Origin of the sequence: Janthinobacterium aquaticum (assembly GCF_009208565.1) — a bacterium.
GTDB lineage: Bacteria > Pseudomonadota > Gammaproteobacteria > Burkholderiales > Burkholderiaceae_D > Janthinobacterium.
The window spans coordinates 60794-85541 of record NZ_WFLK01000018.1 but is presented as its reverse complement, the minus strand read 5'-3'; the positions used below and the strand labels follow the sequence as shown (position 1 = coordinate 85541).

The following is a 24748-nucleotide window of genomic DNA, read 5'->3' as shown; positions in this document are numbered from 1 at the left end:
TGCCCTGGAGGTCTTCCAAGGCAACACATCTGACCGGCAACAGTTACGCGGCGGTACCGGTCGAACCGAACGCGGTTTGCCAGAAACCGTAGCCACCGGCCGCGCGGGCTTCGGCGCCGAATTTGAATTTCTTGGTGCTGAAAACAGCATCGGACTGCGGATCGGTCTGCTCGACCAGGACCGGTTTTTTGCGCTCCTGGTAGATAAATGGCTTCACCGGCTTAGTGGTGTCCAGCAAGAACCAGGCACTGCGCGAACGCAGGCGCGGCTCAACGACTACTTCATATGCGCCCTTGAATGGGTTCGCTTTGCCGTCTTCCAGACGATCAGTCGTCATCAGCAGGTTTGCGACGAACATCAGCGCGGGTGGGACCAGCAAGACGTTCGGTTTCACGTTCAACGAACGCCCTTCGTCATCCTTGAATTCCATCATGGCCACGCCGGCCGCGCCCAGGCTGGCTTGGGCTTCTTCAACGGAATCGGCCGACAGCTTCTTGTCGAACATGTTGCTCACACTGCCCAGGCTGCCATCTGGCAGGACAACAGGGTGGTCAGTATCGAAGAAATACTGACCGTCGAAGCAGCGATTGGTAAATCCGCCGTCGACGACGTCATACACGATCTCGTCCGGCAGCTGCTTTGCGGACATGCCAGCGCCCTGGGCTTGGGTGGAATAGATACCCAGGTTGTCATCTTCGATATCGTTGCGCTCGACTTCAATGGTCGCTTCAAAGTCTTCGTTGATGATCGAATACTTGTAACCCTTCAGATTTTTGACCGCCTTGGCGCCGATCCAGCGGCGCATCTGGGGAAATGCACTGAGCCAGGCGTAGTCGTTCTGTCCGGAGGTCGACGGCACCAGCATGGCAATCTTTGCCCAGGAAGTGGGCGCCGCGGCAAATGCGTTGTTGAACATCGTCTTCAGGGAGACGAACAAGTTCGACAGGTTGCTTTTGTTTACTAACATGAGTTTTCCAATAGGGTAGTTTTACGGTTTCTGTTCAGACCTGCAGCGGGTGCTGCTATTCGATCCAAACGCCATCGGCATCAATGCCCACCACGCGGCCAGCTGGCGAACGCGTGTTCGTGGCGCTGGTCTTGGCCACCGTTTCGTCGTCGACGACATAGACTGTTTTGCCGAATTCAGCCTGGGTAACCGGGTCTGCCGACGAGTTCGACCATTTGAATGCCTCGCTGCGGCGCACCAGGACGGTACGTGCGCCATTGGCGCCGCCCGTGTTGTCGACGAATTCCTCGGACCGGCCCAGATACGTCAGGGTGGTTGCGATGGCGCCAGGGGTGGCAAAGCCGCCTGCATTGGCGCATACCAGCGCGCCAGCGTAGATTTTGACGTTCGCCGCCACAGCGACGGGGACGGCGTTGGCGTGCTTATATGGTGTGTTGCGATCAGCGGTAAGTGGCACAGTGGCTCCTTGGTGAAATGGGTATATAGAACGTCAGGCGCGTTTTTCGGCCGTCAGCGTTGCCAGGTAATCCGTTTGCGAAACGCCCATGGCCGCGCACAGCGCCACTTGTGACTCGGTGAGTTCGCCGACCTTGGCCGGGGGCTGGCCTTGGGTCTGAGTACCATTCAGCGCAGCCACGACAGGCAAGGCGTTGATGTATGCGGACAGCGCAGCCGTGTCCTTGGCACCGAACTCGCGCGCCCAGTCCGTCATCGATGGCAGCAGACGGCCGCTGTCCAGGCCGGCCTTGATGACGCTGTCCAGCGATTGCGTGTTCAACTGCGCATTCAGGCTGGCAACATGGCCGTGCAACGCTGTCAGGGCGGCGACCGGAACGAACTTGGCCGGATCAGGCTTGGTGGCGTCGGGGTCTTTGGCATCGATCAGCTTCTTGACGGCGGCGGCGACATCATCGTCGGTGCTTTCTGCCGGCAGTTTCAGCATGGCGATCAGTTTTTCGAGCAAGGTCATTGGTGACTCCTGGGTAGTTGAAGCGTTAAGGGATGCGAATTGCATTGAGGCGGCAGCGGTCAGAACTTCATCCATGCCGAGAATTGCAGGGTTATTGGTGAGGGCTGCCATAAACAGGCCAGTGACATCGCCATTGGCGGCAAAACCGATCACGGGCGAGATAAAGCGGTATTCCTTTGCGTCGATCATTCCCGACGCCTTTGCGGTCCATTCCACGTCGACGCCGAACAGCCCGACGCCCTCGCGCCACTCCAGTTTGCGGAACCAGCCGGCTGCAGGCGCTGGCTGGCCGTTTTTCTCGATGTGCAGGGTCTGGTGGTCATAGTCGATGACGTACGGCGTCGGACGCGCAGCTGCAGCGGCGATTAACTGCTGCGCCAGGCTCTCGGTCATGCGCCAGGCTTTCGCCTCAACCGGCCGGCCATCGAACGAGCGAAACTCGCCTGCAGGCGTTAGCTGGATTTCACGCAACCCGCTCTCAGGCAGCGCCATCGAGCAGGCAGCTACCGCCACCTGGGGAGCGTGTACGGGTTGTTTTTTATGAGGGGCTTTGGACATGCGGCCATCATGTCAGGCGCGCGCGAGGAAGTAAGACTGTCAGCTGACAGCACTATTTACAGCCGGAAATGGTATTTTGAAGGGGGACGTTGCGTGACGGAATCGCCAGCAAGGCCGTTACAGGGGCGTTAATAGCCGTTTTTCTCGATGAGATGCGGCAATGTGCCAGCCAGGTGCATTTAAACGCGTCTGGCGGCGTTTAAATGCGTTTTGCCGTTTTCGGCACTTAAACCGTCAAAACAGGCCGGTCAACAGGTTGCAATCCCAATTCGTAATGACCAGCTCGGTAGACCCCTTGGCTGCACCGTGTACGTTGCCAGTCGCGTACTTGATATCGATCTCCAGTATATGCAATCCGTCGAATACACGCCGGATATCTGGATGATCGTTGATCGATACCATCACCTTGCCCTTGCATGTCCGCATCAGCTGGGCCATCAGTTCAAACTGCTCCAGGCCGAACTCGACCCCGTAGCCAGCCATCTGCCAGTACGGCGGGTCCAGGTAGAAAAATGTGTGTGGCCGGTCCCATTTGGCCAAGCACTCCTCCCAAGAGAGATTTTCCACGTATGTGCCGGCCAGGCGCAAATGCGCCGCGCTCAGGTTTTCCTCGATGCGGCACAGGTTGATGGCGGGTCCGGTGGTGGCCGTGCCAAAATTCTGGCCGGCTACCTTGCCACCGAACGCGTGCTGCTGCAGGTAGTAGAACCTCGCCGCACGCTGGATATCGGTCAATGTCTCCGGGTTGGCCATCTGGTGCCATTTGAAGATTTGGCGGCTAGATATCGCCCATTTGAACTGGCGGACGAATTCCTCCATGTGGTGCTGCACGACACGGTACAGGTTGACCAGGTCGCCGTTGGTGTCGTTGATGACCTCGACTGGTGCCGGCACCTGCCGCAGGAAATACAGCGCGGCGCCACCGCAAAATGCTTCGACATAGCATTCATGGGGTGGGAACAGCGGTAGGAGACGGTCAGCGAGGCGGCGCTTGCCGCCCATCCAGGAGACAATTGGAGTGCTCTGCATTGATACTTTCACTAGGCGCTCCTGGGCGCTCTGGTGCGGGACTCGCGGCCCTCATATCGTTGAGTGTCCCGCAGCGCGGGCATTTGATGCTCAGCCTGGTGTATTCACCCATGCCTAATTTTTTGTGACAGTTGCCACAGCGGATATCCTGCAATGTTTACTCCGTGATAATATGCGGCCCCCGATCGGGTTGCAGAGCCTTGGCGGATCATGCAGGGTATTGCGTGTGAAGTGGCCGGCCCAGGTGTTGACGCACTCGGGCCGGTCGCTCTGTTTTTTAGCTCGTGATGTACTGTCGAATCCCCTCGACGATCAAATCCTCCTCCGTTCGTTCAAGTTCCCCAGTCGGCGTCAGCGGCATGAACGGCCGCGCCGGAATATCTCCCCACAAGTGTTTCCACATAGCCTTGGTGCCACCGGCGTGCTGCATGCGGGCATAGCGCATCGTCGATCCCATGGTCAGCGCATCGCCGGTGTCGGTTTGTGTGACTGCCGAGAAGATCTGCCGCGCCAACGCGCCAGAGCGGCCCTGCAGGGGGCGCTTGGCAGCGGCCAGCGCCTTGCCCTTGGCCAGCATCTTGCCGGTTTTCTTGGAAATGCCACCGCGCGAACGAATGTAGTTGGCCAGCGTGACCGCCGTATTTGGCCGCCACGGGACGCCAGTCGGCGACGTGGCGGCAGCAAAGCGCCGTTTGACGCGCTCGACCATATCTTCGCCGAGCACTGCCAGAACAGGCGACAGATGGCCTATTTTGTACAGCAGCTGGCCCAGCGCATTGGCAACAGCGTCGCCCGAGGCGTTAATGGATGATGGCATAACGTCCCTGTGCAATGTCCGACTGCAGGTCGCCTGCAGGCTTGTAGGCAGAGACCACCTCGTACATGCCCCGTTCGGTGAGCTGCGCCTCTGCAGCAATCACGGCCTGGCGCGGCTCACCGGCATAGCTGACATATACCAGGCGCCCGGTGCGGGTATCGAACAGCAGTTGATCCGGCTGGGCCAGCAGCCCTGGGAGGCGCGCGACATCGTCGGCGCTCAAAGCTCCTGCAGCCTGGCTACGCGCGGTCTGGCTGCTGGCGATCACGCTATCGCGCATGCTAACGGCGGCCGCATTCGGTACCGGCACCTGATTTTTCGTCATCCAGGCGATGGTCTCAGGCGACAGCGCGCCGATCACGGCCACACGGCCGGCCGGCGCCGGCGCTGCCTTCGCTTCACTGACAAACGTCCTGTAGGCAGCGTCGCGCTCCCGCTGTAATGCTGGGCGCAGCGCCTGGTTCATAACGGCGCCCACGGCCGCGTCCAGTTTGATGAGCTTCGCGTCGACCAGCTCGGCCAAAGGCTTAGCGACGTTTGCGCCAGGCGCGTAGTCGAATCCCCGGTCGATGCCCACTGGCGCCATGGTTTTCGGGTCAATCTCGTCCCATCCCTCGGGCGGCTCGTCCAAGCCGGCCTTCTTGGCCCTGGCATGTTCGGCCGCGTCGACCGAGATGATGCGGCATTCACAGCCCCAACCATTCGGGCAGAAATGCGTTAGCCAGAATGGGTGATCGTGCCGCAGCACGATGCCATCCCAGGACAGGTGCAGCGGGCGCGGGTGCAGCACGCTATCGGAATGCACATATTTCCAGTACGGCCGCAGCGACAGCAGGCCCGGATCGGTGAGCTGCCTCCAGCGGCCGGCCGCGTAACTGGTGGACATGTTCGTCTTGTAAATGACGTCCGCGCGCCAGGCGCGGCCCGCCTTCGACCCCTCGCCAGTCCAGCCAGTCCAGCCGTTTTTCTTCACCAGGGCGTCAAAATCCTTCTTGAATGCGTCGATGCCGGCGCCGCCTTCAATGGCTTTCCTGACCGCCGCATGCAGGTCGTTCAACAGATCGGCATTGGCGGCGCCGGCGACGATGAACGCGCGGTCGTGCGCGCTGCGCATGATGTCGTCCCAGCGCGCCGTAGGCAGGTTTAGTTTCTGCTCAAAGAAATTCAGCTGCTCGGCGAATGGGTTGGCGACGTAATTGCCGGCCGCGTCTTTCCCAGGGAAATTGGCAGGGACCGGCATTATGCGCCGCCCTGGGCGTCGCTCAGCCCCTTCAATTCAGCCAGGGCGAATGCGGCCGCCATCAGCTGCACCATGGTTTCCTGCGGCGCGCCGCCGAATGCAGCCAGCATGTCCTCCTGCAGACTGGCCAGACTGGTGGCGTTCGCCACCATCGTGCCGACCTGGCCGACCTGGCTGGCCCAGACCGGAGCCGCCGCGCCGGCCAGCTGGCCGACGATGCCGTCGACCGGACCGGGCTTTGCGGCCACTGCCGGCGCTGGAATGGTCGCCGACAGCGCCGCTGCAGCAGCAGGTGTTGCAGGTGCTGCAGGTGCTGCAGGTGCTGGAGCAGCGGCGCGCGGCTGCTCCAGCACCAGAAACTCTTCGCCGTCCTTTGGTTCGGGAATGTGCAGCCGCTCCTGCGCCCAGCTGCGCCGGATTTTGAAGCCGACCCCAACTAATTTCGGAAGCGCGGCAGCGTATGCTGCCATGTCCTCGGGCTGGTCGGTTTCCAGCACGAACCGTGGGCAGCGCGCCAGCCCGTCGATGCCCGGCATGTTGACGGCCACCATTGGATAGATCAGATCCCGCGTGATGGTGCCGCTGACCTGACGGGCGTCACCGCGCGCAATGTCCATCCGAACGCCGTTATGCACTTTGCCCAGGGCGAAACTGCCACCGCCGCCGTCGCCGGCGTCCGTGGTCAGTGTTTGGCCCAGGATGCTTTTGCTTTGCGACTTTTCGACCCAGCGCATCATCTCCATATGGGCGGTGCCGCCAGCGCCACTGACCTCGTTGATCTCAATCGACATACCTTCGGGCATGATCGCGCGCGCATCGTGGCCCAGCGCGGTCACGGCGCGCATCAGGGACGATTTCTCATCGGCCGACGCGCCCGCAAAATATTTGCCGACGATGATCGGCAGCCCGTAGGTCTCCAGGAACTCGGCGAAGTCGCCCAGGGCATAGGCTTTGTACAGGAACAGCCACACCAGCGTGCGGTGCAGGCCTGCGCGGCCCATGTAGCCCGATTTCGGCTTGCCATGGGTATGCATGACCCAGCCGAACGGCCGCAGGGGGGCGCCATAGGATGAACCGTCGATCAGATTGATGGTGCTGCGGCTTTTGTCGAGGGTGAACCACTCCTGGGGACGTGGGTGGTACGTCGGCAAACGATACTGCCCCTCCGGGCGCCACTCCAGCTCCACTGGAGCGAATCCATGCCCCACGCCCTCCATCAACGACAACAGCATGTCCTCCAGCGGATCGACTGCATCAGTCAGCATTTCCGTCACCCAGTCCGACGCCTTCTTTTCTGCTGCATTGGCATTACGCGGCGGGACCACGCTCCAGCGCAGACTGGCCACGGCATTGCGGCGCTTGTCCATCTCCGAGCGCAAGTGTGCATCGCGCTCTTCCAGGTCGGCAAACAGCCGGTGCTGCTCAAACAGGTTGCCGGCGTCGGCTTCGCGCAATACCCGGTCCAGCCTGGCAGGTGTCAGGCCGCCCAGCATGGGCGTCAGGTAGCGGTTTTCCAACGCTGTGACATTGGCAGTCTGCGGGGCAATGAATACGGTCCGGTCAATTGGCCGGCCGTGCTGGTCTACTATCGTGCTCATACCATGCTCCGTGAGCGAGAGTCGCTGTAATCGTCGTTATGGGAATCGGTCCCATGGCCGCGCCGGCTCACCGACTGGAATCCATCACACACGCCGTCAGCGGTCATTTGATAGACGGCGTAGATTGCCAATGCAAGGGCCACGGCGGTGTCCCCGTGGCGCATGTGGCCGTCCGAGCCTTGGGTATGCGCGTTATCCGGAACCTTGGCCACCCCCTTGTCCAACTTGATGGCGCGCAGGTCGTTAAGAACGTCCGCGTCTTTTGGTACTGCCAGTGTCTGGTCTTCAAATGCAGCCTTTAGGCGCGGCATGTTGTCGCGGTACCATTCCACCGACAACATCACCTGGGCGATGCGCAGGGCGCCATAGTGCTGCATGGCGACCTCGGCCAGGTACTGGCCATTGCCGCGTGCGTCCATAGCGCCACTTCGGAAGCGCGGCAAACGGTCGATCAGGTAGAACAACACCTGGCGTTGCTGGTCGAACGGCACATTGCGCATCTCCAGGATGAACGGCGTTACCAGACGCAAGTCACGCGTTTGCACCAGCGGCCAGATTGCTGACAAGTCGCCGTTACGCGCAAAGTCCTGCCCAAAGTGGTGATCAAGGTTCGGATCGAGCAGCGCGAGTAGCGGCTGCAGGTGCTCCCGGCACCAGTCGGCAGTTTCTGCCTCACGGATATGCTTTGGCAAAACGGTGAATTCATTCGGCAGTGACAAGCGCACGACAGGGATGCCATCCCGCATACAGGTTTCGATTACCGCGCGCTGCAGGTAGCTCCCTGATCCGGTTCCGGGGATGACGTCAAGCTCTTCGGCCGCGTTGCTCGCATAGAACGCCCGCATCCCCGCGACCCATGCCGCTTCGGCTTCTTCCGTCCATTCCTTCGATGTCGACAGGCAGATGCGCTTGAACAGCCCCTGTTCCACCGCTGTCGTGAAGTCGATGCGATGCACCGAGTACGGCAGTTTCTTGGCGCGGCAGTCTTGCACCAGCTCGTTAAATGCATTGGTATCTCCATCATGGGTTGAAATGATACGCACGCGGCCGCCCCACATCAGCAGAGCAATAGCCGCCTTGATCAGGCCTGCCAGATCGCCATGAAATGCGGCTTCGTCGATCACTACGCGCCCCTGCTTGCCTCGCAGGTTCGACGGGCGGCTGGAGAGCGCCGTGACGCGAAAGCCACTTGCAAAGGTAATGCCGAAGGTGAGGATGTGCTTATCCTGCTTGCCCTCGTCCTGGTCGATGAAAACTTGCTCTTCCATCTCACCGGCCGCCAGCTGGTAGTGTTTGGCCCAGAACGCGACGTCCAGGATGAATTCCTTCGCCATGTCCTGGTTGTAGCCGATGTACCAGGTATCGTCGCCACCGGCCGTGCGACTGGCCGCGCCAGTCAGCGCAGCATCGGCAGCCTCGGCCCAGCTGATACCAACGCGGCGAGATTTTTCGCAGACTTTTACCTGGGATTGATCGCCGACCCATTTTTGCTGGTATGGCAGCAGGACGGTTGGTGCGCTCAGAGTCATCCTGCAATGCCCAGGATCTCGCGGCGGATCTGGTCTACCGCCTCCGGCGTCAAGCCGGCTTTTTTAACCACGGCCGTGACAGATGCCAGTGCAGCAGTGGCACGTGCTTTGACCTCGACTGCGTATTTTTTGTTGCTGATAGAGGCGCGCGCCAGGTCAGCGATGGCGCGAGTGATGGCAGCCATGTTCAGCTTGCTCTTGTCGACTTCGCCCATGTCCATCACCACGGTAAACAGTTTTTCCTGCACCATGCGGATTAACGCCTGGCTGACGGCATCCTCATCATCCGGGCTGGCGTCGACCATCGCCTTGGCCTGCTGGCTGACCATGCGCAAGGACTTCATGCGCTCTTCAAACACGCTGCCGTAGCGCTGAATGCTGGACCGACCGATACGGAACTCGGCGCCAGCCTGCTCCAGACGTTGGTTCACTTCCTGCTCCAGCAGCTCATAACCGGCGAACCCGGTTTCAATCAAGGTGGTATCGAGCCACAGTTTCAATTCGGCCGGAAGCTGCTCGACTTTTGAACGGGGCGGCACTATCAACCGCCCCAATTTTTGACTGGCCGCGCGATACCTGGCAGGCAGTCGATTGTGTATTCGACGATATCGGTGCCGTAGTGGTACAGCTCGGCGAACAGGCGGCCACTCGGCTCGCGTTTGCTTGCCACCAGGCGGCGCTTTTCCAGATAATCGATTTCCGTGCGGATTTCATGCGCTGTGGTGTCGGCGTAGATCGCGCTCAGGGTGACCAGCAGGAGGTCTTCATAGCAGCCCACCGGGCGGGCGTTATAGAGCGTGACCAGCAGATACCAGCGCAACGATTCGCGGCGGATTTTTGCAGGGTCGATAGGGATCAGTGGCATGCTCATGGGCGGGTACCTGTCAGTTGAATGTTTTGAACCCGCTGGCTAATCGCGTCCAGCTTGGCTTCGATAACGGTTTGATTGCGGATAAAGTCCTCGCGCCTGACATACAGCAGTGGCAGCTCAGCGCGCCACTTGAGCATGTCGCGCTCCAATTCGTTCATCTTGTCGATCACCTTTCCTTGCTCTTCCACATGCCGGGTCAGCAATTCGTTGATCGATCTATTGGAGTTGGCCAGCGCCGACTCCTGTGATGCGAACCGGTCGCCCAGGCGGTGTTCAAATTGGCTGAACAGTATCTTTCCGCCAGCGGCCACGGCGCCGAAAAACGCCAGCAACAGCGTCACCAATTGCCAAAATTCCAGTTCTACATTCATGGACGGCCCCCGTTCGCATGGGAGGCGCGTTCCAGCTCTTCCTGGCATTCAATGCACGTTTGAACGCCTGGGACTGCCTGGCGGCGCTTTTCGGCAATTGGTTCGTCACACACCGAGCAGTCGGTGGCCGAGTCGGCTACCGACTTGCCGGCAAGACCGGCGCGGCGTGACTGGTCACGGATTGCATCCAGTCGTGCGATCTCCTCCACTTCGGTGGCGCGGTCGCTGATATCGGTCATTGGGCCTTCCCCAGGATGATGTCTTTTTCACGGCTGCTGCGGGAGCTGCCGAATTCAAACTGGTGGGCGTCACGCAGGCAGCAGCCAAAGATGCCGGCAATCGACGACAACAGGCCGACGACCTCACCAGGGATTTTGTCGCGGAACAGCACCAGGATGGCTATGCAGGCGATCAGGCCTACCACGTCGCCGGCCACCATGTAGTCAGCGCGGCGGTTGGTGTAGCCGGTTTTGTGCAGCGCCAGATCACGGGCGCGGGCATCCTGCACATCGGCCAGGTACAGTTTTACCAGCTCGGTGTCAGCTGCCAGCACAGCCAAGTTGTAGGTCTGCGCCAGTGCAGGGTCAGCAGCCAGCGCGGTCAGCGCCGCCTGGCCATCGGTGGATTTGGTGACGGCCATGGCGATATCGACCGCCCTTTGGGCGACGGCAGCGGGCGCATCGCCCGCGCCAAAGAAGCGCATCAGTCCGGGCGCGAACTGCGCCAGGCTGACGGCCAGGGTAATCGGGTCCATCATTTCTCCGTAGTGGGGGTGGTTTTGCCGGCAGTGGCAGGTGGGGTGAGGAACAGAGCGCGTTCGGCCGCGCGGCGCCGGGTCAGGCCGGCCAGCACCACGCCTTTGGATTTATTCCAGCGTGGGAACTCGGCAGCGGCGCCAGCGACGTCACCTGCGCGCAGCTTGCGTGCCAGGGTAGAGCCATCAAGGGCGTCAATGCCGCAGTTGAATGCGAACGATCCGAGAGCATCGAATTGAGGTTGGATCAGACGCGGAAAAGCCGTGTTCAGAAAAACTTCGACCTTGGCCATGTCCGCATCGAGCAACGCGACGCACTCGGCCAGGGTCAAGCCGTTTGGATACAGGGACCGCGCCAGCGCGCGGTCGACTTCGCCTGTAAGGAAGCGACCGCGATACCAGATAGCGTGGCCCCAGCCAATCGTCCAGATTTTGGACGGGTCCATGTAGGGGTCAAAATTGACAGTGGAAGGGTCGCCGTCGAGGATGCCCTCGAACGAGCGGATGATGGCGGAGGCGGCGGGGGAAAATTTCATTGTCACACTGTACGCACGCGCGGGGCGGCGTCTCAGGGTGACAACTGACAGCAGTGATTAGAAGAGACTGGCTTGACTGTTGTCTACGACAGGCGTTTTGGGCACCGTTTTTAGGATACGCCACACCTGGCGTTCGGTCAGCCCGTAATTCTCGACCAGGTAGTGGATTGCCTCGCGCCCGGAGTGCGTGCGCTCGGTCGATGTAAGCCTGTCATAGTCCGCCAGCATCCTGCTGTTACGCACCGACTTGAGCGCGGCCGTGCAACGCGGCACGTTAAACGGGTCACTGCCGAAGTGGCGCAGTAACGCATCGGTTGGTTCGTCACCAATACTGGCGGCCAGGCGCGCCACACTGTCGCCGCGCACGTATAACGCTAGTTCTTTGCCGCCGTGGCGCTCGATGAGCAACACGGCGGCCTGCAGGCCAATGAGTGCCACCAGGCGCTGCGCGCTCTCGGGCAAGTGGGAAACGTCAGGTTGCATGGCAATCGTCCGATGGGGAGGTGATTGGCGCGGCCGCTTTCCGCGCGCGCCGCTTGGCGTCGATGGCCAGGGCTGAAATGACCTTCGCCAGATGCTCGCCGTCGCAGAACTCAATGCGCTCGATGTGGGTCGTGTTGGCGAACAGTCGTTTTGCGATGCCGTCCGCATAGGCCCAAGACAGGCCAGAATCGGCCAGCAGCGCGCCGATCTTCTTCATCCTGGCCATCCGGCCCTGTGCCACGTTCGGCAGCGCACGCGCGGTTTTGGATGCCTTGGCTTTGAAGCCGAGCTTCTTGCAATGATCCAGGAACAACTTGCGCCCCTTCCAGTCCAGGTCGGCCGAGCTGCTCTTGCCGGTGACGGACAGCAGCAGGCTGCGGTATTCGTCGTCAGGCAGGGCCAACTGCTTCTTGGCGACATGGATCGCCGCCAACTCGCGCTTGCGCAGCGCCTCGGCGCCTACCGGCTTCATGGCGCCTCCAGCAGCGGTTGCCCGGACGCGGTGCCGGCGACGCCCCGATGCAGCTGGGCCTGCTGGCCGACGATGTAGCCGATGGCACCATGCTCTGTTGTGCGCGGGCCGGTCAACTGCCGATTGCTCGGCGCCAGCGAGCTCGTCTTGGCGTAGTTGACCCGCGTGTAAGCGTCAATGGCCAGCACCTGGGCGGCAGTCGGCGCCATCGCCGCAACCTGGCCACGCACGGCAACTACCCAGCCGACGCAGAACTGGTCGGCTGCAGCAACGCGGTTTTTGCGGTGGCGCTTGAGGGCGACCTGCATATACCGTATCCGAGCAGCCTTGAGCTGTCGCGCCAACACCTTGAACGTGTATGCCGCCACCTCCGGTGCCGGCGCCGTGCCGATGATCGCATACCCTCCCAAGAAAGCAGTACATGGGCTGTTCAAGCGGCGCGTAAAAATGATTTCGCAGCTGAATGCTCCGGCCACCAGGCTGGCCAGCGCCACCTCCCAGCGTGGCGGCACCTTAGTGGCGCAGCTGCGTGCCCAATGCTCGGTCACGCCGGCCGCCAGTAGCTCGGTGTGGTCGACCTGATGCTGCTCCATCAACTTTTGCGCCTGGCGCAGTGCGGCGGCGGCTTCATGCGGCTCGGCCGAAGCCGACAGCGCCAGACACTTGCGGATTTTGTCGATTGCGGTGGCCTTGTCCATCACGCCTCCACCAGCTCGGCGCCGACCGGCGTCGCATTGACGACAACGGCCGGCAATCCAGCCTGGCTTTCAGTGGCGACTGTCACATAGCCTGCCGGCAGCGGTTCATTGAAAAAGGCCAGCAGTGCATCGAACCAGTCCGTGCCGTCTAGCGGAAACTCGGATGTGAACTCGTAGCCCCTATCATTACGGCCGAAAAAACGGCCATTCACATCGGTGTAGAAAACCTTTGCTTCGGGCGCTTTAGGTGAAAACACGATGATGTAATCGCTTTTTTCCTGGTCGAACAGCGTGCTGTCGCACACCAGCTGCTGCAGCAAACACTGAGCGCGGATCAATTCAATCGATTTTGGCCCCTTGAATTTCTTGAGTTCCATTTTGCTCTCCCTACATGGTGAATTACTTATTCGATATCGATGGCGCCGAAGCCGATGCCAACGAGCGAGATACTCTTGTTGTGTTTCACGTAATGCCTGCGCAATGGCGTGAAGGATGTCCAAGAGAACCGGCGCATCGAGAATTTCTTGTTGATGCGTTCAAGGTCCGCTTTCTTGCAGCGCTTGCCGCCATAAATTTTGATCATCTCTGTGCGATGCCCTGCCGAATGCACAAACCGTTCAGTCGTAGGCAAGAAGCGCCGGCCTTCTTCGGAGTCGCCCACAAGCCAAGCGCCGCGAGCAACGCCGTTCACATACACGGAAATTTCATACTTGAGCTTTTTGGCCATTTCCACCTGCAGGGAGACCTGGTAGCCGTCACAGTCGAGCCTTACGATTCCATGGGGATGGCTGAGTTCAAATTCGATGGCCGCCCATTGTTCCTTGGTGATGGAGGCCTTATCGGTAGCGTCCACTCTACGCACCGGCGAGGTCGAGTGTGATCGGCTGGTACTTGCCAGACGTGCCGACCCGCTCATACACGCGGATATAGCTGCGGCTTCCCGAGACCTGCAACGCCTCACCGATGGCCGTCATGGCGCGCTGCCACTCCTCGTCCTCGATAGCCAGGCGCCGCAGGCCCAGCACGCGGCCGGTGTTGATGTTGCCGCTTTTGTCCACCTGAAAGGCGTCATTGATCAGTACCTTGATCTCGGGCTGGGCGCCTTCGCTCCAACGCTGCAGGCAGGCGTCGATCAACGACTTGGCCGCCTGCAGGCGCTCGTCAAATACCAGCGTTTCGTTGATGGCACGCAGTACCTTGTAGCGGCCGTCGAACGACAGCAGCTGGACATTGCCTTTGTCGCCACCGAGCTTTACCTCATACTGCTCGGCGCTGAGCGTAACGAATGCCGCGATATCGGCAAAAAAATCAGCTTTCATCTTGGCGATCTGCTCAGACAGCGCCTTGGCCTTGGCGGTAATTTCCAGCACCAAGCTATCGCGCGCCAGGTCGATGGGGCGGATCATGGCCACAGGCACCAGGTGGCCACGGGCGTCCATTTTGTAGCCGTCAGGGATAGTTGTTTGGGTCATATTGGCTTTCAGTGATAGTTAAACTAATGGTTGGTTGATGGCTGTGTCGCTGGCAGCGGTCAGCAGGCACTTGCCGTGTGAGCAAAATTCGATAGAGCCACAGCACTGCGATCTACGGTGAGTGCGTTCAGTCTCTGTGAACTGCGGATCGTCGCAATACAGCGGGACGATCCGCCAGAATGGGTATTGACCGGGTGGGTTCAGTGCAGCCAATTCGATCTCTGCCTCGGCACGGCTAAAAACCGTTGTGATCGCATTGGTGATCGAACCGATGGACAGCGCAAACGCAACAGGCGATCTATTTGCCTGTTGCTGCGCGCTGGCGCCAGCGGCCCAGCCCAGCACCAGAATAATCAGAGTCAGGATGGCAAATACTCCTGCAGAGCTAGCCTCGCCGGTCGAGTGCCACAGGCTGCCAGTGACGATTCCGATAATGGACGCCGCCACGCCGATGTAGAGGTAAGTAGTCTTCACTAATGCTCTCCTGGTTAGACGTCACGGCGGTCGGCATGCTTGAAGGCATGCAGATCGCATACAAGACGGGTGGTGACGCGGATCAGCAGCTGGACGCAGCGCCGGCCGGTCTTTTCGATGTACTCGCCCTTGGCGCCCATGCGATCACCTGCCTCATAGGCGTGGTGCTGGCAGTTCTTGCAAGCCGGCATGACAGGGGGCTTGTCCGACTGCCTGATGTTGACTGCTTGCGCGGCCGCTTTGCGCTCGGCATTCATCATTGGCCACCCTGCAGTGCATCGAGCTTTTCCAACAATGCGCGCTTGCAGCGGGCGTTGTATTGGCTGCGTGCTGCGAACTGGCGCTGTGCATGCATACGGCAGTCGACGGCAAACGTCATCTCAGCAACCGTGCGGCGCTGACGGCTGTCGATCATGGCCAGGCGCATCTTGACGACGGCCACGCGGATTTTATGCAACAGGAATTTCATCTTGCGATCTCCTTCATTGGTTTATGACTGCAGGTTTGACAGGTGGTCCATTGCGCCAGTCGCGCGCCGCCGCCAAATGGCTCCGGCGCCAGCGCTTTGCGCTGACATACGTCCGGGGTGATCTCCTGCCCCGTGTGAGGGCAAAGGCGTCGGTCGTAATACAGAGTGATTTTTGCCTCGATCTGGTCGACGCCCTCCAGGTCGTCGTTCAGATAACGCGACAAGTAAGGGCGAGAGATTCCCATCGCGGCGGCCGCCGCCGCGATGGTGGTGGCGTCGGCCGCCGCTTGCGCAAGCGCGAGGATGCGAGGGTTACGCATCGCTGATTTCCTTCACAATCGGGTAGCACGTCCTCTTGTTCGGGTCATAGACCTCGTTGGTCGCTGCGCGCCACACTGGCGCCAGGCGCCCGTTATTGATAACGAGCCTGTAACGCAGGAATCCTGGGCTGGTAAGAGCGACGCCGGGCACCAGCTTCTTGTCAACGTTGAGGATGCCGCAGCCTGCCAGCGCTTTTAACCACTTGCGCAAGTTGCTCTTGGCATCCCTTTCGCTGCCGTTCGCCACCACGTCCAGCAGATCGGCCAGGGTGAACACTTCGCGGCGACGGATCACCCACCAAGCGCGCTGACGCAATCCACATGAGGCCGTGCGTTTGCGCCTGTTGAGCGGCACTGATGCGACATCTGGCGGATTGATCATCGTCATTTATTGGACTCCCTTTTTCAGGGCTTTCATGGCGTCTTCGCACAGGCTGATACCCTTCACATCGGTACCGGCCAGGCTGGTCTTACTCAGCTTCGCCCCGATCAGTTCCAGCGTGCGACCGGCGTTGGCCATCAAGCGGTAGCGGCCACGCGACTGTTCAAAGACCTGTTTGACGACAGCCTCGTCCACCGTCACCTCGCACAGCTCAGTCAGGTAAGCAGCGCAGTCGTCCATGCTGGCCGGCAGCAGCACGGGTGCATCCGATATGCGCGTGGCGATGTGTGCCAGACGGTCTTCGGCAAAACGGAACCGCTCACTGGTGTGGCACACCAGCACCAGGATCACGCCGGCTTGCTCAGCGATGCGGCGCAGATACTCAATGCACTCGGCCTTGTTCGCCAGCCCGTGCTGGGCTTCATCTAGGATGATCGGCTGGCCAGTGCGTTTGAAGTGGGCAACCATGGCCTTGTATTCGGCGAACTTGGCACCGGCCGGCACGCCGGTCTGGTCGGCCAAGTAGTCGCGCACGAATGTGATGCTCATGCCGGGCATGCCTTCCAGGTAGATGGCATCACGGGCGGCAGCCCAGTTGTCCACCGTGGTACTTTTGCCAGTGCCTGGCGCGCCGGTCAGCAGCAGGATGCACGCCTCCGGGCTGCCCCGGTTTTCGACGGCAGAAATACCGGCTGCAAAGCGTTGATGGTTGGCGGTTTTAACGTAATGGCGTTTCATGTATCATCCTTCTGGTTGTAATGAGTCGTAGTTCTATGTTGTTGCTTTGCCGCTGCCGCGTAGCTGTAACTACGCGGCAGCACTTTCTTTCCCCGCCTTGCCTTCTTCCTCTGTCTCCCCGTGTAACCACCTGTTTGTCTCCTCACGGCTCCACACGCGCTCTTGCGTTGCTGCAGCTGCCGGCATGAAGTCGGCCGCAGTCAACATGGCCGGTGCTACCGGGCGCGCCTCGACGTCGACAAAATCGGCTATCGACTTCATGCGTGGTTCGTCGACCAGGGCGCCTTCGTTCTCGATGACCAAGCCGCCAATGCGAGTGCGAACCGCTTCGGCTTTCTTCTCCAGGCGCTTGATAACCTGCAGCGCGCGCTTCTCTTCGCCGGCTTCAAAGGCGGTTTGTGAGCGATAAGCGCTTTCGTAGGTGCGCTGGGCTTCGCAGATGATTTCGCCATCCAGGGTCTTGACCCATACCCGCGTATCGTCCCTGTCGCTGAATGCGACCACGACCTGCTTGCCTTCCCAGTCGGCCAGCACCTTGTCGTGGAAAACCATCTTTCCGTAGGGGCTGACGCGCTGGCGCACCACTTTCTTTTGTACGTGCTGCCAGAACATGTCGACTAAGTGCGCCTCGTCGACCATCACCGGCTTCCAGCCCTCGGCACGATGAGCGGCCAGCGCCTCGGCCGGGCTTTGGTGGCGCATTTTTCCCGTGCCAGGGTCGCGCATCTTCGGCAGGCTGGTGTGCGGCCGGTTGTTGAATGCCATGCGCTTTTCATCCAGCCATTCGACCGCCTCGGCATAGCTGCCAAACACGCGGCCCTTGCCCATGCGCTCCGTCTCCAGCTTCAACTTGGCGTATTCCGCCGTCTCGCCGCGTCCGGCTGCTGCCACCATTTTTCCCGTCAGTTTTTTGACACGCTTTAACGCGAGGCTGTCCATGTCCTTGGCCTGGTAGGTCGCCAGTTCCCGGCTGCAGCGGTCCAGGTACTTATTGAAGTTCTCGGCGATGCCGTTGGCCTGGCTGTTGCCGACTTCCTGCGGGTGGACAATCGTGAAGCCGGCGCGGTCGGCCAGGGAGGTGGCCGGGTTCGTCTTAAGCCGTTCGCTTTTCTTCACGATGGCCGTGCTGTCCGTCTGCAGAATCACTGGCACGCCGTAGCACCGCACCGTGTTTTCGATGCAGGCGGCGATCACGTCAAAATTCTCCGTGTAGCCCAGGCCGAACGGCGGTACAAAGCGAGTAGCTACGTCATGCGCATGCCACACCTCATAGGTGACGAATTCCCCGGTTACCTTGTGTGGCGCCGTAAAGTGGGTATTCCAGCCGTCAGCGTGGATTTCATCCCACGGCCGCATGCCGGCGCTGGTGCGGTTCGTGTAGTGCATATGGGCGCGCAAAGCGGACCCGTTGTGGCGTCCCTTGAGCAGCTCCAAGGCGCTGAATTTCTCATTCAGGAAGTAGCCCACTGCGCGCTTGGTCGGTACGTCAGTTCCCCAGGCAGGATTCCACTGGCGTGCGATCTCCTCGGCAATCCAGACCAGCATCGATCCCTGCGGTCGCTGCTTGAGAGCCACGGCCAAGGCGTGCCACGGCTTGACACTCATGTCCTTTTGAATTTTCAGTGGCGTAGCGCGGCCACGCTCCTTCTTCTCAGCTACCCAGTTGTAATAGGTCTTGGCACTCAACTTGTTGGCGGCGCGTGGCTTGTCCCAGGCGCGCTCATAAGCCCACAGCATAGGCCCGGTCAAGGTACCGGCTGCCTTGGCGTCGTTCAGCCATGCAAGTGCCGCCTTAGTCGATCCCTGATAGCCGTCGACAAACTGGAAAATGCGATCACGGGCGCGCTCAACCTCCAGCTGGTGCGTGGTCAAGCTATGCGGGTCGATGGCGACGGCTGACGCGCGCGGCGCAGGTACCGACGATTTTTCGGCTGGCGGCGCCAGTTTGACGCTGCCCATCGCATGGATATGCACGGCATTCGCTACATCCGTCGGCAAGCTACACAGCGGGTAGAAGCGTTTCTTGCCCCCTTTTACTGTTACCTCGTCAAAAATCCAGGATTCACGAGCCGCCCGTAATTCGACACCACGTTTGCCAATACCCAACGCGGTAGCTATTTCAGCGAGTGCGCTTGTGGACACGTGGTTCATTCGGCCTCACCTCCGAAAAGCGGCAGGTCGGGCTGGGTGCAGCGCTCCACATTGGCCCGGTGCCAGCCAATTTCGCCCATCAACACCGTAAGTGCTGCCGTGGTTTCTTCACCGTCCGTACCGTGGGCGTTGAAGTCGATCAACATGCTAGTTGTCTCCGAGAAATGCTTTTGGAGCTGCATTACGTCGGTCTGCGTCAATTTGCGACCGGATGGCATCTCAACTGCCAGCAGATGAGCCTGAGCGCAAAGGTATTCAGTGACATACGTCACCCCGCAAGCGGCCTCAAAAGGAGCAACCATATTGATCGGCATCCGGGCTTCGCCGAGCCACTTATATAAGGTGTCCAGCTTCGCACCCATCAGGTCTGCAATACGCTTCGCGCCCCGGTTGTGCTTCTTCATGGCGAACTCCAGGCAGAGCTGGGTAGCCTCGCCGATACTGCTGGCGCGGCGCAAAGTGCGTCGTCCAATTCGTGTAGTCATTTTGGATATCCCTAAAAACACATCATCCAATCGCGCCGCTGGTGGTTCCGGCGCGGATATTCAACAATGAAGGCTCTAAAACACCCCTCAATAAACAAGGAGCAATACATGCCGAACTCTCATTTGCCGCCGCCTGATCATTCCGATGACGACTTGGGCTTTGACGAGGAAACAAGGCTCTATGCGTTAGAATCGGCGTTCATTGGCTTGGCAAAGGCCTTGATTGAATCTGGCGTCCTTCAAACCAGTCGACTGACTCATCATCTGCAAGCGCAGGCTGATGACTGTGATCGGCGAGGGATACGAGATTCGGCAGAACACATTGATCTGATTGCACAGTGCATCGACCGCGACGAGCTAACTCGCGTTCGGCCCGCAACTGTTGCGCGGCCAGGCACGGTGTAGTCGTCATGTTCAAGCGGCCATTGCCTGGCGCGCGTTGTGCAGGACCGGCTTCCCTGCGGCAGAACGTTTGCGCATTTCATCTGCCGAGCAGCAGATCGCGCGGATGCCGCGCAGCTTTGGTGTACCGTCAGCGTTGTAGCGGGTTGGCCAGATCGCGGCTGGTTGCAGGCCCAAGGCAGCGGCAATGCGCTTTTCGTTGGCAGGCATCGGGCGTACCAGGCACGCCGACAGGCTGGACGAACTGGTCAAGCCCGCATCAAGTGCAATGCGTGATAGCGTGGTGCCGCGCTTATGTAGTGCCGCCTTGATGTCTTCGGGGTGCCAGTCCTCTTGACTGGTTTTTTTTGGAGCGTGAATAGTCATGTTTTGCCTCTCTCTGTTGCGGTGTAAAACATCAGGATATTCCCGATTGGGAAGCATGTCAACTCCCGATAGGGAAGTATTTTCTTGTTCGCACTTCGCAGAGGCTGCAACTTCGACTTTTATTTAGGTTTATCTAATGATTTCAATCACTTACGCTAAGTGCGAACAAGGCTTTCAATTCGCACTTAAATTTCGCACTTCAGCCTTGGAAGTGCGAACCCATGCTTGATGACTTGAACACTCTTGCCGGTAGGTTTTCCTCGGTACGAAAACATATGGGGTTTAACCAAGAACTGTTCGCCAAACAGACGGGTATTCCTAAGTCGACAATTCAGAAATACGAGGGGGGACATCGGGAGCCTGGCTCAGATGCATTAGCGGCACTTTCCCGAATGGGAATTAACGTCAACTGGCTTCTGACCGGCGTTGGAGAAATGTTGCTAACGACGCCTACAGCAGCGCATGAACCATCTCAACCTTTGCCGAGAGCAAAAATCAATGAGGATGCTCTGATAGCGGCATTTGTTGGCATGATGCAGGTCGCTGCGCCAGGAGAGACGCCGAAGCAGACCGCAACCAAGGCTATTCAGTTCTACAACTACCTTCTCGATCAGGAGATGATCACGACGGATGGCATAGGCAAAGGCAAAATGGGGAACGCGGCCTGAGTGTCAGGCGTCAGTAGGAAGCACGGCTCCGTTGTGGCACGTTACCGGCATGGCCTGTAACGCATCAAACCGGTCCGCAAGATCCGCACTGCTGGTGATGGGTATGCTGTCGCACTTACACAATCCCCCTCAGAATTCATTTTCAAGGTTTTAAGAGTGATATCAATGACTTACAGTAATTGTGAAAGTTTTCGGACGTCGCACTTGCACGTCGCACTTTGACAAGGAAAGTGCGGCATTATTGGTAGTAGGCTGGTGGGGTAATAACGGGAGGAAACATTACCATATAGAATATGGTATGTCTTTCGAACAATATCAGTGGGTCATCGCTATGGCGGCGGCCTGGTCAGCCCCAGCAGACCCAAACGACCTGCTCAAGCCCCTGATGGACTACATTGACGGCGTTTCCGGGCGCCTTGCGCCAAACGACTGGACGCCAGCGAATGACGGCGCGGCCCAGGATGAACCGTCAGCAATGCTTGTCCTGGCCTTGATTTCTTTCTGTGCCAAATTTCACGGCATTTTCACGATTTTCCGGCGAAACTGTGCCATATCGGTTTTTATCCTGACACTCGCCGCAAACCCGCATTCTTGCAGGGCCGACGCGGAATAACCCGGCTAAACCCAGGACTGCCCACCTGTGCCATATCTATTGTCCCTCCACAGGACGCCGTTTTTCGCGTGGTGCGCAAGAGCGCGCAGGGGCGTACGCTGGTGCTTGAATAACGTCAAGTCGCCCCCCACCCAAAAGCAAATCCGGGGGTGGGACAATACCGCTGACGCCAATCATGTTGTCGGATTACGCGGCCTTGCCGCCAATCCGACCTAGCAAAAGGAGCTTGCGCGCAGCGTTATTGCAACACCGGACGCATCACCAGATGCGCCATGGTAAAGCGCACTGCCCGGCCCAGCGGCACTTCGACCCAGCGGTGGAAGGCGGCGCCGGCTGCCAGGCTGGCCGTCCAGGCGCACAGCATGCCCAGCGCCTGCCACTCGGGTTCGAGCGGCGCATAGCGCACAAAGACCGCATTGACCAGCAGGCAGACCGGAAAGTGAATCAGGAAGACGCCATACGAGATGCGTCCCAGCGCATGCACGGCGGACCAGGTGCGGCCGTGCTGGCCGATTGCGCTGCGGCCGCACAGGCACAGCACACAGGCGGTGGCCAGCGCCAGGGCGATGCGGCTGCGGAACTCCATCGACAGCGCCAGCGTGGCCGGCACCAGCATCAGCAGCACCAGCGCGCTGACGGCGCTGCTTTGGCGGCGCGGGTCGCTGGCCCACCAGGCCAGCATGCCCAGGCCGTAGCTGCCGAAGAAATACGGCGCCCAGTTATCCCAACTGCTGTCGAGGTTGAAATAAAACAGCGACAGCGTCATACCGGCGGCGGCCAGCAGCGGCAGCAGCATGGCCTGCTGGCGCGCGCCGGCCAGACGCCCTGCCGACCAGACGATCAGCACGCTGGCGGCATACAGCTGGAAGTCGATGGCCACATACCAGGCGCCGGCCGACAGCGATTCGTAGCCGAGCACGCCGTGCAGCAAGAGACCGTGCGCGAGCAGCTGGCCGATACCGGCCGGGGCGGAAATCGAGTCGTGCTCCATTGCCAGGCCGGCCAGCAGATTGGCCAGCACGGCCAGCAGCGTGGCGGCAATAAACGGTGGCGCCAGCTTGGCGTAGCGGCGGCCAATGGCCAGGCCCGGCATGACACCCAAAGGCCGTGCGCCGTCCGGCGACAACGACTTGGCCGCCAGAAAACCGCCGATCACCAGAAACACCTGCACGGCAATGCGCGCGCTGTCGCCCAGCCAGCCGAGCAGCGCCGGCCACATCGGCTGCACATAGTCGGACATCGGGCCGTAAAACGCCAGATGATGCAGCACGATCAGTTGCGCCGCGCCTGCCTTCAACAAATTGATCAAGCCAAACTGCGGACGATGGTTTGGGTCCGCATGATTCTTTACTGCCACTGCCGCCAACCTTTCCTTGCCGTAGCGCTCACATCACTTGCGCGCGACCACGTTTTTCAACAGGCCGACATCATAGCCGAGCTGGGCCATGGCTGGCGTCCTATAGCCTGAAAGCAATCAATCCTGACGTGAAAAATCGGCCCGCAACAAGGTCTGCAGCAGGCTGCCACCCTGCTCTCCCGGTCGCACGACAAACGCCGTGTGCGACAGGATAAACAGCACGCCCGGCTGGCCTTCCATGCTGCTGATCAGTTGTTCGAGCTCGCGCGCCTGTGATTCGGGCCGGCTGAATTGCTGCACCAGCAGCGCCTTGCACTTGTCGATAGTATCGGTGCGGCGCGGACATTGATCGGTACGCACATAGGCTATCCCGCGCTGCGCAAGACGCGCTGTCAACTGCACCGCCACGGCGCCGGGCTCGCCATCCAGCTGCAGCGTATAGCCGGTGCCGCCCAAGCCCATACGGGCAAACAGCAGCAGCGATACCGGTGCGCCAAAAGCCTGCGCGGGTGCCACTGGCGCATAGGCAAACGGCGGCGCGTAGTCTGCTGAAAAAGCCTGCTGCACTTCGCTGCTGGCCGCCTTGCGCCAGCCCGGCAAACAAGCGGCGTTGTCGGGGGCAAAGCAGAGGCGGTAGCCCCGCTGCTCATCGAGGAACAGTTCCTCCACCGGATTGTTTAACTCCGGCGCCGCATCGGCAAACACCGGCTGGACTTCCCACCGCCCCACTGCATTGCGGCGCCAGGACAGCGCCTTGCCTGCCCAGTCCCACAGGCGCTGGTACGGGTTGGCCGTCTCATCGCGGGAGTCTTCCAGATCAGCCAGATAGGTGACCGGCAGCCCGATGGCATCGCGATGGCTGCCCTGCGCGTCCACCACCATCACCCCCGACGGCGCGTACTCGCTGTTGACCAGTGCATAGGCAGCGCCATCGGGCGAGATGCTGGCCAGCGTGTTTGCATGCAGGCTGTACGGTCCGGCCAGCGGATCGGGCAGCATGCTTTGCACCACCGCCTGCGGCTGCGCGCGCAGCAGGAAGCCCGGCCACAACTGGCCGGGAAAATACAGCAGGCCGGGCGCCATCGGAAAGCCGAACGGATAGCGCCGGGTGGCGCGATAGTCCGCACCGGTATTGAGCTTGCCCAGCACGGGCGCACCGTTTTTTTCATAGACGAGCTTGACGACGGTATCGGTGTTGTCCACCACCGACGCAAAATACACGGGCTGCGCGATATCGGGCCAGCGCGCCATGGTTTCAGCCTTGTCCAGCAGGACACGGTCGCGGTACAGCAGGCGCTTCGAGCTGATCTCGGTTGATGTCAGGTAGCCGCCGCCCTGGCGGTACAGAATCGACAGCGCCGTAAATGGGCCGTCCGGCTCGGCCAGCGTCACACTTTCGCCGCGCTTGAGTACGCCGGCGTAAGGGCCTTCGGGCGGCTCGGTATAGGGTGAGCAGGCCGCCAGCAGCGACGCAATAACCAGGCGGATGCAGGCAGATACGGGCATGACGGAAGGGGCGTTGCGCTGCAGTGGCAGCAATCGCGCAGATTCTATGGCAACTCAGCCATTGCCAGCGCCCGGCTGGCGCAGGATGGCTTCGAGCAGGCCTGGAAAGCGGCTGTCGATATCGCTGCGGCGCAGCGTGTTCATATGCGTGGTGCCATTGTTTTCGGTGCAGACCAGGCCCGACTCGCGCAGCACCTTGAAGTGGTGCGACACGGTGGACTTGGGCCGGCCGCCGTCGAGCTCGCCGCAGCTGGCGGCCGGCACGCCAGCCAGGTGGCGCACGATATCGAGGCGTATCGTGTCGCTCAGCGCATGGAGCACGCGTTCGAGCACGAATTCGCTGGCAGGGGGATGTTTGTAGGGACGCATCAGCAGAATCATACACGATCGGCTATACTCATTCCGTAGTTCGATAATTTACGAAATTAAGAACCTTCCACCACCCTATTTTT

Annotated in this window: 36 protein-coding genes; 3 read left to right on the top strand and 33 right to left on the bottom strand. The window is 60.2% G+C overall.

Annotation, left to right across the window (positions count from 1 at the left end; translation table 11 throughout):
• Nucleotides 1-43 precede the first annotated feature (43 nt).
• From GCM43_RS23670 to GCM43_RS23530, 29 genes are all read right to left on the bottom strand, one after another.
• Nucleotides 44-937, bottom strand: coding sequence for a Mu-like prophage major head subunit gpT family protein (locus GCM43_RS23670; RefSeq protein WP_264372677.1), 894 nt, complete (start codon nt 935-937; stop codon nt 44-46).
• A gap of 85 nt (nt 938-1022) precedes the next feature.
• Nucleotides 1023-1424, bottom strand: coding sequence for a hypothetical protein (locus GCM43_RS23665; protein WP_152248352.1), 402 nt, complete (start codon nt 1422-1424; stop codon nt 1023-1025).
• 33 nt (nt 1425-1457) lie between these two features.
• Nucleotides 1458-2429, bottom strand: a complete 972-nt coding sequence (locus GCM43_RS23660; protein WP_193315725.1) for a phage protease — start codon at nt 2427-2429, stop codon at nt 1458-1460.
• Between the two features lie 300 nt (nt 2430-2729).
• Nucleotides 2730-3524 (bottom strand): DNA adenine methylase, encoded by a 795-nt coding sequence (locus tag GCM43_RS23655; protein WP_152248394.1) that lies wholly within the window; start codon nt 3522-3524, stop codon nt 2730-2732.
• A complete protein-coding gene (locus tag GCM43_RS23650; protein WP_152248350.1) occupies nt 3472-3678 on the bottom strand; it encodes a Com family DNA-binding transcriptional regulator in 207 nt (68 codons plus the stop codon). Before GCM43_RS23650 ends, GCM43_RS23655 begins: the two co-directional genes overlap by 53 nt.
• Nucleotides 3679-3801: 123 nt before the next feature.
• Nucleotides 3802-4341, bottom strand: coding sequence for a phage virion morphogenesis protein (locus tag GCM43_RS23645; protein ID WP_152248349.1), 540 nt, complete (start codon nt 4339-4341; stop codon nt 3802-3804).
• Nucleotides 4325-5581: a phage head morphogenesis protein gene (locus GCM43_RS23640; protein WP_152248348.1), complete on the bottom strand. Its 1257-nt coding sequence runs from the start codon at nt 5579-5581 to the stop codon at nt 4325-4327. The genes GCM43_RS23645 and GCM43_RS23640 overlap by 17 nt, the downstream gene beginning before the upstream one ends.
• Nucleotides 5581-7179: a DUF935 domain-containing protein gene (locus tag GCM43_RS23635; RefSeq protein ID WP_152248347.1), complete on the bottom strand. Its 1599-nt coding sequence runs from the start codon at nt 7177-7179 to the stop codon at nt 5581-5583. The genes GCM43_RS23640 and GCM43_RS23635 overlap by 1 nt, the downstream gene beginning before the upstream one ends.
• Nucleotides 7176-8708 (bottom strand): hypothetical protein, encoded by a 1533-nt coding sequence (locus GCM43_RS23630; protein WP_152248346.1) that lies wholly within the window; start codon nt 8706-8708, stop codon nt 7176-7178. The genes GCM43_RS23635 and GCM43_RS23630 overlap by 4 nt, the downstream gene beginning before the upstream one ends.
• Nucleotides 8705-9247 carry a DUF3486 family protein gene (locus tag GCM43_RS23625; RefSeq protein ID WP_152248345.1) on the bottom strand — a complete coding sequence of 181 codons (543 nt, stop codon included), beginning with the start codon at nt 9245-9247 and terminating at the stop codon, nt 8705-8707. The genes GCM43_RS23630 and GCM43_RS23625 overlap by 4 nt, the downstream gene beginning before the upstream one ends.
• Before the next feature lie 2 nt (nt 9248-9249).
• Nucleotides 9250-9579 (bottom strand): hypothetical protein, encoded by a 330-nt coding sequence (locus GCM43_RS23620; RefSeq protein WP_226929642.1) that lies wholly within the window; start codon nt 9577-9579, stop codon nt 9250-9252.
• Complete coding sequence (locus GCM43_RS23615; protein ID WP_152248344.1) at nt 9576-9950, bottom strand: hypothetical protein; 375 nt, start codon at nt 9948-9950, stop codon at nt 9576-9578. Before GCM43_RS23615 ends, GCM43_RS23620 begins: the two co-directional genes overlap by 4 nt.
• Nucleotides 9947-10189 (bottom strand): TraR/DksA C4-type zinc finger protein, encoded by a 243-nt coding sequence (locus tag GCM43_RS23610; RefSeq protein ID WP_152248343.1) that lies wholly within the window; start codon nt 10187-10189, stop codon nt 9947-9949. Before GCM43_RS23610 ends, GCM43_RS23615 begins: the two co-directional genes overlap by 4 nt.
• Nucleotides 10186-10704 (bottom strand): hypothetical protein, encoded by a 519-nt coding sequence (locus GCM43_RS23605; protein ID WP_152248342.1) that lies wholly within the window; start codon nt 10702-10704, stop codon nt 10186-10188. Before GCM43_RS23605 ends, GCM43_RS23610 begins: the two co-directional genes overlap by 4 nt.
• The gene (locus tag GCM43_RS23600) at nt 10704-11240 is read right to left on the bottom strand and encodes a lysozyme (RefSeq protein WP_226929641.1); all 537 of its coding nucleotides are present in this window, start codon (nt 11238-11240) and stop codon (nt 10704-10706) included. Before GCM43_RS23600 ends, GCM43_RS23605 begins: the two co-directional genes overlap by 1 nt.
• Nucleotides 11241-11297: 57 nt before the next feature.
• Complete coding sequence (locus GCM43_RS23595; protein ID WP_152248341.1) at nt 11298-11723, bottom strand: Mor transcription activator family protein; 426 nt, start codon at nt 11721-11723, stop codon at nt 11298-11300.
• Entirely contained in the window at nt 11713-12195 is a 483-nt protein-coding gene (locus GCM43_RS23590; protein ID WP_152248340.1) for a gp16 family protein, read from the bottom strand. The genes GCM43_RS23595 and GCM43_RS23590 overlap by 11 nt, the downstream gene beginning before the upstream one ends.
• The gene (locus tag GCM43_RS23585) at nt 12192-12893 is read right to left on the bottom strand and encodes a DUF2786 domain-containing protein (RefSeq protein WP_152248339.1); all 702 of its coding nucleotides are present in this window, start codon (nt 12891-12893) and stop codon (nt 12192-12194) included. The genes GCM43_RS23590 and GCM43_RS23585 overlap by 4 nt, the downstream gene beginning before the upstream one ends.
• Nucleotides 12893-13270: a hypothetical protein gene (locus GCM43_RS23580; RefSeq protein ID WP_152248338.1), complete on the bottom strand. Its 378-nt coding sequence runs from the start codon at nt 13268-13270 to the stop codon at nt 12893-12895. The genes GCM43_RS23585 and GCM43_RS23580 overlap by 1 nt, the downstream gene beginning before the upstream one ends.
• Nucleotides 13271-13296: 26 nt before the next feature.
• Nucleotides 13297-13746 (bottom strand): hypothetical protein, encoded by a 450-nt coding sequence (locus tag GCM43_RS23575; protein ID WP_152248337.1) that lies wholly within the window; start codon nt 13744-13746, stop codon nt 13297-13299.
• 1 nt (nt 13747) lies between these two features.
• A complete protein-coding gene (locus GCM43_RS23570; protein WP_152248336.1) occupies nt 13748-14365 on the bottom strand; it encodes a DUF3164 family protein in 618 nt (205 codons plus the stop codon).
• An 18-nt stretch (nt 14366-14383) separates the two neighbouring features.
• On the bottom strand, nt 14384-14839 hold the full coding sequence (locus GCM43_RS23565) for a hypothetical protein (protein ID WP_152248335.1): 456 nt from the start codon (nt 14837-14839) through the stop codon (nt 14384-14386).
• A 14-nt stretch (nt 14840-14853) separates the two neighbouring features.
• Complete coding sequence (locus GCM43_RS23560) at nt 14854-15099, bottom strand: hypothetical protein (RefSeq protein ID WP_152248334.1); 246 nt, start codon at nt 15097-15099, stop codon at nt 14854-14856.
• Nucleotides 15096-15308 carry a hypothetical protein gene (locus tag GCM43_RS23555; RefSeq protein WP_152248333.1) on the bottom strand — a complete coding sequence of 71 codons (213 nt, stop codon included), beginning with the start codon at nt 15306-15308 and terminating at the stop codon, nt 15096-15098. The genes GCM43_RS23560 and GCM43_RS23555 overlap by 4 nt, the downstream gene beginning before the upstream one ends.
• The gene (locus GCM43_RS23550; RefSeq protein WP_152248332.1) at nt 15305-15628 is read right to left on the bottom strand and encodes a hypothetical protein; all 324 of its coding nucleotides are present in this window, start codon (nt 15626-15628) and stop codon (nt 15305-15307) included. Before GCM43_RS23550 ends, GCM43_RS23555 begins: the two co-directional genes overlap by 4 nt.
• Nucleotides 15621-16016, bottom strand: a complete 396-nt coding sequence (locus GCM43_RS23545) for a hypothetical protein (protein WP_152248331.1) — start codon at nt 16014-16016, stop codon at nt 15621-15623. The genes GCM43_RS23550 and GCM43_RS23545 overlap by 8 nt, the downstream gene beginning before the upstream one ends.
• Complete coding sequence (locus tag GCM43_RS23540; protein WP_152248330.1) at nt 16017-16748, bottom strand: AAA family ATPase; 732 nt, start codon at nt 16746-16748, stop codon at nt 16017-16019.
• Between the two features lie 69 nt (nt 16749-16817).
• Complete coding sequence (locus GCM43_RS23535; protein WP_152248329.1) at nt 16818-18899, bottom strand: Mu transposase C-terminal domain-containing protein; 2082 nt, start codon at nt 18897-18899, stop codon at nt 16818-16820.
• A complete protein-coding gene (locus GCM43_RS23530) occupies nt 18896-19303 on the bottom strand; it encodes a hypothetical protein (RefSeq protein ID WP_152248328.1) in 408 nt (135 codons plus the stop codon). Before GCM43_RS23530 ends, GCM43_RS23535 begins: the two co-directional genes overlap by 4 nt.
• Nucleotides 19304-19492: 189 nt before the next feature.
• On the opposite strand from GCM43_RS23530, the gene GCM43_RS23525 reads away from it, so the two are divergent.
• Nucleotides 19493-19789 (top strand): hypothetical protein, encoded by a 297-nt coding sequence (locus tag GCM43_RS23525; protein WP_152248327.1) that lies wholly within the window; start codon nt 19493-19495, stop codon nt 19787-19789.
• 9 nt (nt 19790-19798) lie between these two features.
• Here the strand turns inward: GCM43_RS23525 and GCM43_RS23520 are convergent, their stop codons facing one another.
• Nucleotides 19799-20152 (bottom strand): helix-turn-helix domain-containing protein, encoded by a 354-nt coding sequence (locus GCM43_RS23520; RefSeq protein ID WP_152248391.1) that lies wholly within the window; start codon nt 20150-20152, stop codon nt 19799-19801.
• 221 nt (nt 20153-20373) lie between these two features.
• Between GCM43_RS23520 and GCM43_RS23515 the strand changes: the two genes are divergently transcribed.
• Nucleotides 20374-20820, top strand: coding sequence for a helix-turn-helix domain-containing protein (locus GCM43_RS23515; RefSeq protein ID WP_152248326.1), 447 nt, complete (start codon nt 20374-20376; stop codon nt 20818-20820).
• A 298-nt stretch (nt 20821-21118) separates the two neighbouring features.
• Nucleotides 21119-21433 carry a hypothetical protein gene (locus tag GCM43_RS23510; protein WP_152248325.1) on the top strand — a complete coding sequence of 105 codons (315 nt, stop codon included), beginning with the start codon at nt 21119-21121 and terminating at the stop codon, nt 21431-21433.
• Nucleotides 21434-21671: 238 nt separating this feature from the next.
• On the opposite strand, the gene GCM43_RS23505 is transcribed toward GCM43_RS23510, so the two are convergent.
• The 3 genes from GCM43_RS23505 to GCM43_RS23495 form a co-directional block, all read right to left on the bottom strand.
• Complete coding sequence (locus GCM43_RS23505) at nt 21672-22742, bottom strand: acyltransferase family protein (RefSeq protein ID WP_226929640.1); 1071 nt, start codon at nt 22740-22742, stop codon at nt 21672-21674.
• 165 nt (nt 22743-22907) lie between these two features.
• The gene (locus tag GCM43_RS23500; RefSeq protein WP_152248323.1) at nt 22908-24296 is read right to left on the bottom strand and encodes a hypothetical protein; all 1389 of its coding nucleotides are present in this window, start codon (nt 24294-24296) and stop codon (nt 22908-22910) included.
• Nucleotides 24297-24350: 54 nt separating this feature from the next.
• Nucleotides 24351-24665 (bottom strand): ArsR/SmtB family transcription factor, encoded by a 315-nt coding sequence (locus GCM43_RS23495; RefSeq protein ID WP_152248322.1) that lies wholly within the window; start codon nt 24663-24665, stop codon nt 24351-24353.
• Nucleotides 24666-24748 lie beyond the last annotated feature (83 nt).

Coding starts and splice junctions, on each gene's coding strand:
- GCM43_RS23520 (WP_152248391.1), bottom strand. CDS start 20,152: ATGACTATTCACGCTCCAAAAAAAACCAGTCAAGAGGACTGGCACCCC.
- GCM43_RS23500 (WP_152248323.1), bottom strand. CDS start 24,296: ATGCCCGTATCTGCCTGCATCCGCCTGGTTATTGCGTCGCTGCTGGCG.
- GCM43_RS23560 (WP_152248334.1), bottom strand. CDS start 15,099: ATGATGAATGCCGAGCGCAAAGCGGCCGCGCAAGCAGTCAACATCAGG.
- GCM43_RS23580 (WP_152248338.1), bottom strand. CDS start 13,270: ATGGAACTCAAGAAATTCAAGGGGCCAAAATCGATTGAATTGATCCGC.
- GCM43_RS23635 (WP_152248347.1), bottom strand. CDS start 7,179: ATGAGCACGATAGTAGACCAGCACGGCCGGCCAATTGACCGGACCGTA.
- GCM43_RS23510 (WP_152248325.1), top strand. CDS start 21,119: ATGTCTTTCGAACAATATCAGTGGGTCATCGCTATGGCGGCGGCCTGG.
- GCM43_RS23525 (WP_152248327.1), top strand. CDS start 19,493: ATGCCGAACTCTCATTTGCCGCCGCCTGATCATTCCGATGACGACTTG.
- GCM43_RS23570 (WP_152248336.1), bottom strand. CDS start 14,365: ATGACCCAAACAACTATCCCTGACGGCTACAAAATGGACGCCCGTGGC.
- GCM43_RS23620 (WP_226929642.1), bottom strand. CDS start 9,579: ATGAGCATGCCACTGATCCCTATCGACCCTGCAAAAATCCGCCGCGAA.
- GCM43_RS23540 (WP_152248330.1), bottom strand. CDS start 16,748: ATGAAACGCCATTACGTTAAAACCGCCAACCATCAACGCTTTGCAGCC.
- GCM43_RS23585 (WP_152248339.1), bottom strand. CDS start 12,893: ATGGACAAGGCCACCGCAATCGACAAAATCCGCAAGTGTCTGGCGCTG.
- GCM43_RS23630 (WP_152248346.1), bottom strand. CDS start 8,708: ATGACTCTGAGCGCACCAACCGTCCTGCTGCCATACCAGCAAAAATGG.
- GCM43_RS23660 (WP_193315725.1), bottom strand. CDS start 2,429: ATGGCGCTGCCTGAGAGCGGGTTGCGTGAAATCCAGCTAACGCCTGCA.
- GCM43_RS23545 (WP_152248331.1), bottom strand. CDS start 16,016: ATGACGATGATCAATCCGCCAGATGTCGCATCAGTGCCGCTCAACAGG.
- GCM43_RS23555 (WP_152248333.1), bottom strand. CDS start 15,308: ATGAAATTCCTGTTGCATAAAATCCGCGTGGCCGTCGTCAAGATGCGC.
- GCM43_RS23515 (WP_152248326.1), top strand. CDS start 20,374: ATGCTTGATGACTTGAACACTCTTGCCGGTAGGTTTTCCTCGGTACGA.
- GCM43_RS23530 (WP_152248328.1), bottom strand. CDS start 19,303: ATGAAGAAGCACAACCGGGGCGCGAAGCGTATTGCAGACCTGATGGGT.
- GCM43_RS23655 (WP_152248394.1), bottom strand. CDS start 3,524: ATGCAGAGCACTCCAATTGTCTCCTGGATGGGCGGCAAGCGCCGCCTC.
- GCM43_RS23645 (WP_152248349.1), bottom strand. CDS start 4,341: ATGCCATCATCCATTAACGCCTCGGGCGACGCTGTTGCCAATGCGCTG.
- GCM43_RS23550 (WP_152248332.1), bottom strand. CDS start 15,628: ATGCGTAACCCTCGCATCCTCGCGCTTGCGCAAGCGGCGGCCGACGCC.
- GCM43_RS23610 (WP_152248343.1), bottom strand. CDS start 10,189: ATGACCGATATCAGCGACCGCGCCACCGAAGTGGAGGAGATCGCACGA.
- GCM43_RS23595 (WP_152248341.1), bottom strand. CDS start 11,723: ATGCAACCTGACGTTTCCCACTTGCCCGAGAGCGCGCAGCGCCTGGTG.
- GCM43_RS23600 (WP_226929641.1), bottom strand. CDS start 11,240: ATGAAATTTTCCCCCGCCGCCTCCGCCATCATCCGCTCGTTCGAGGGC.
- GCM43_RS23605 (WP_152248342.1), bottom strand. CDS start 10,704: ATGGACCCGATTACCCTGGCCGTCAGCCTGGCGCAGTTCGCGCCCGGA.
- GCM43_RS23535 (WP_152248329.1), bottom strand. CDS start 18,899: ATGAACCACGTGTCCACAAGCGCACTCGCTGAAATAGCTACCGCGTTG.
- GCM43_RS23590 (WP_152248340.1), bottom strand. CDS start 12,195: ATGAAGCCGGTAGGCGCCGAGGCGCTGCGCAAGCGCGAGTTGGCGGCG.
- GCM43_RS23640 (WP_152248348.1), bottom strand. CDS start 5,581: ATGCCGGTCCCTGCCAATTTCCCTGGGAAAGACGCGGCCGGCAATTAC.
- GCM43_RS23495 (WP_152248322.1), bottom strand. CDS start 24,665: ATGCGTCCCTACAAACATCCCCCTGCCAGCGAATTCGTGCTCGAACGC.
- GCM43_RS23615 (WP_152248344.1), bottom strand. CDS start 9,950: ATGAATGTAGAACTGGAATTTTGGCAATTGGTGACGCTGTTGCTGGCG.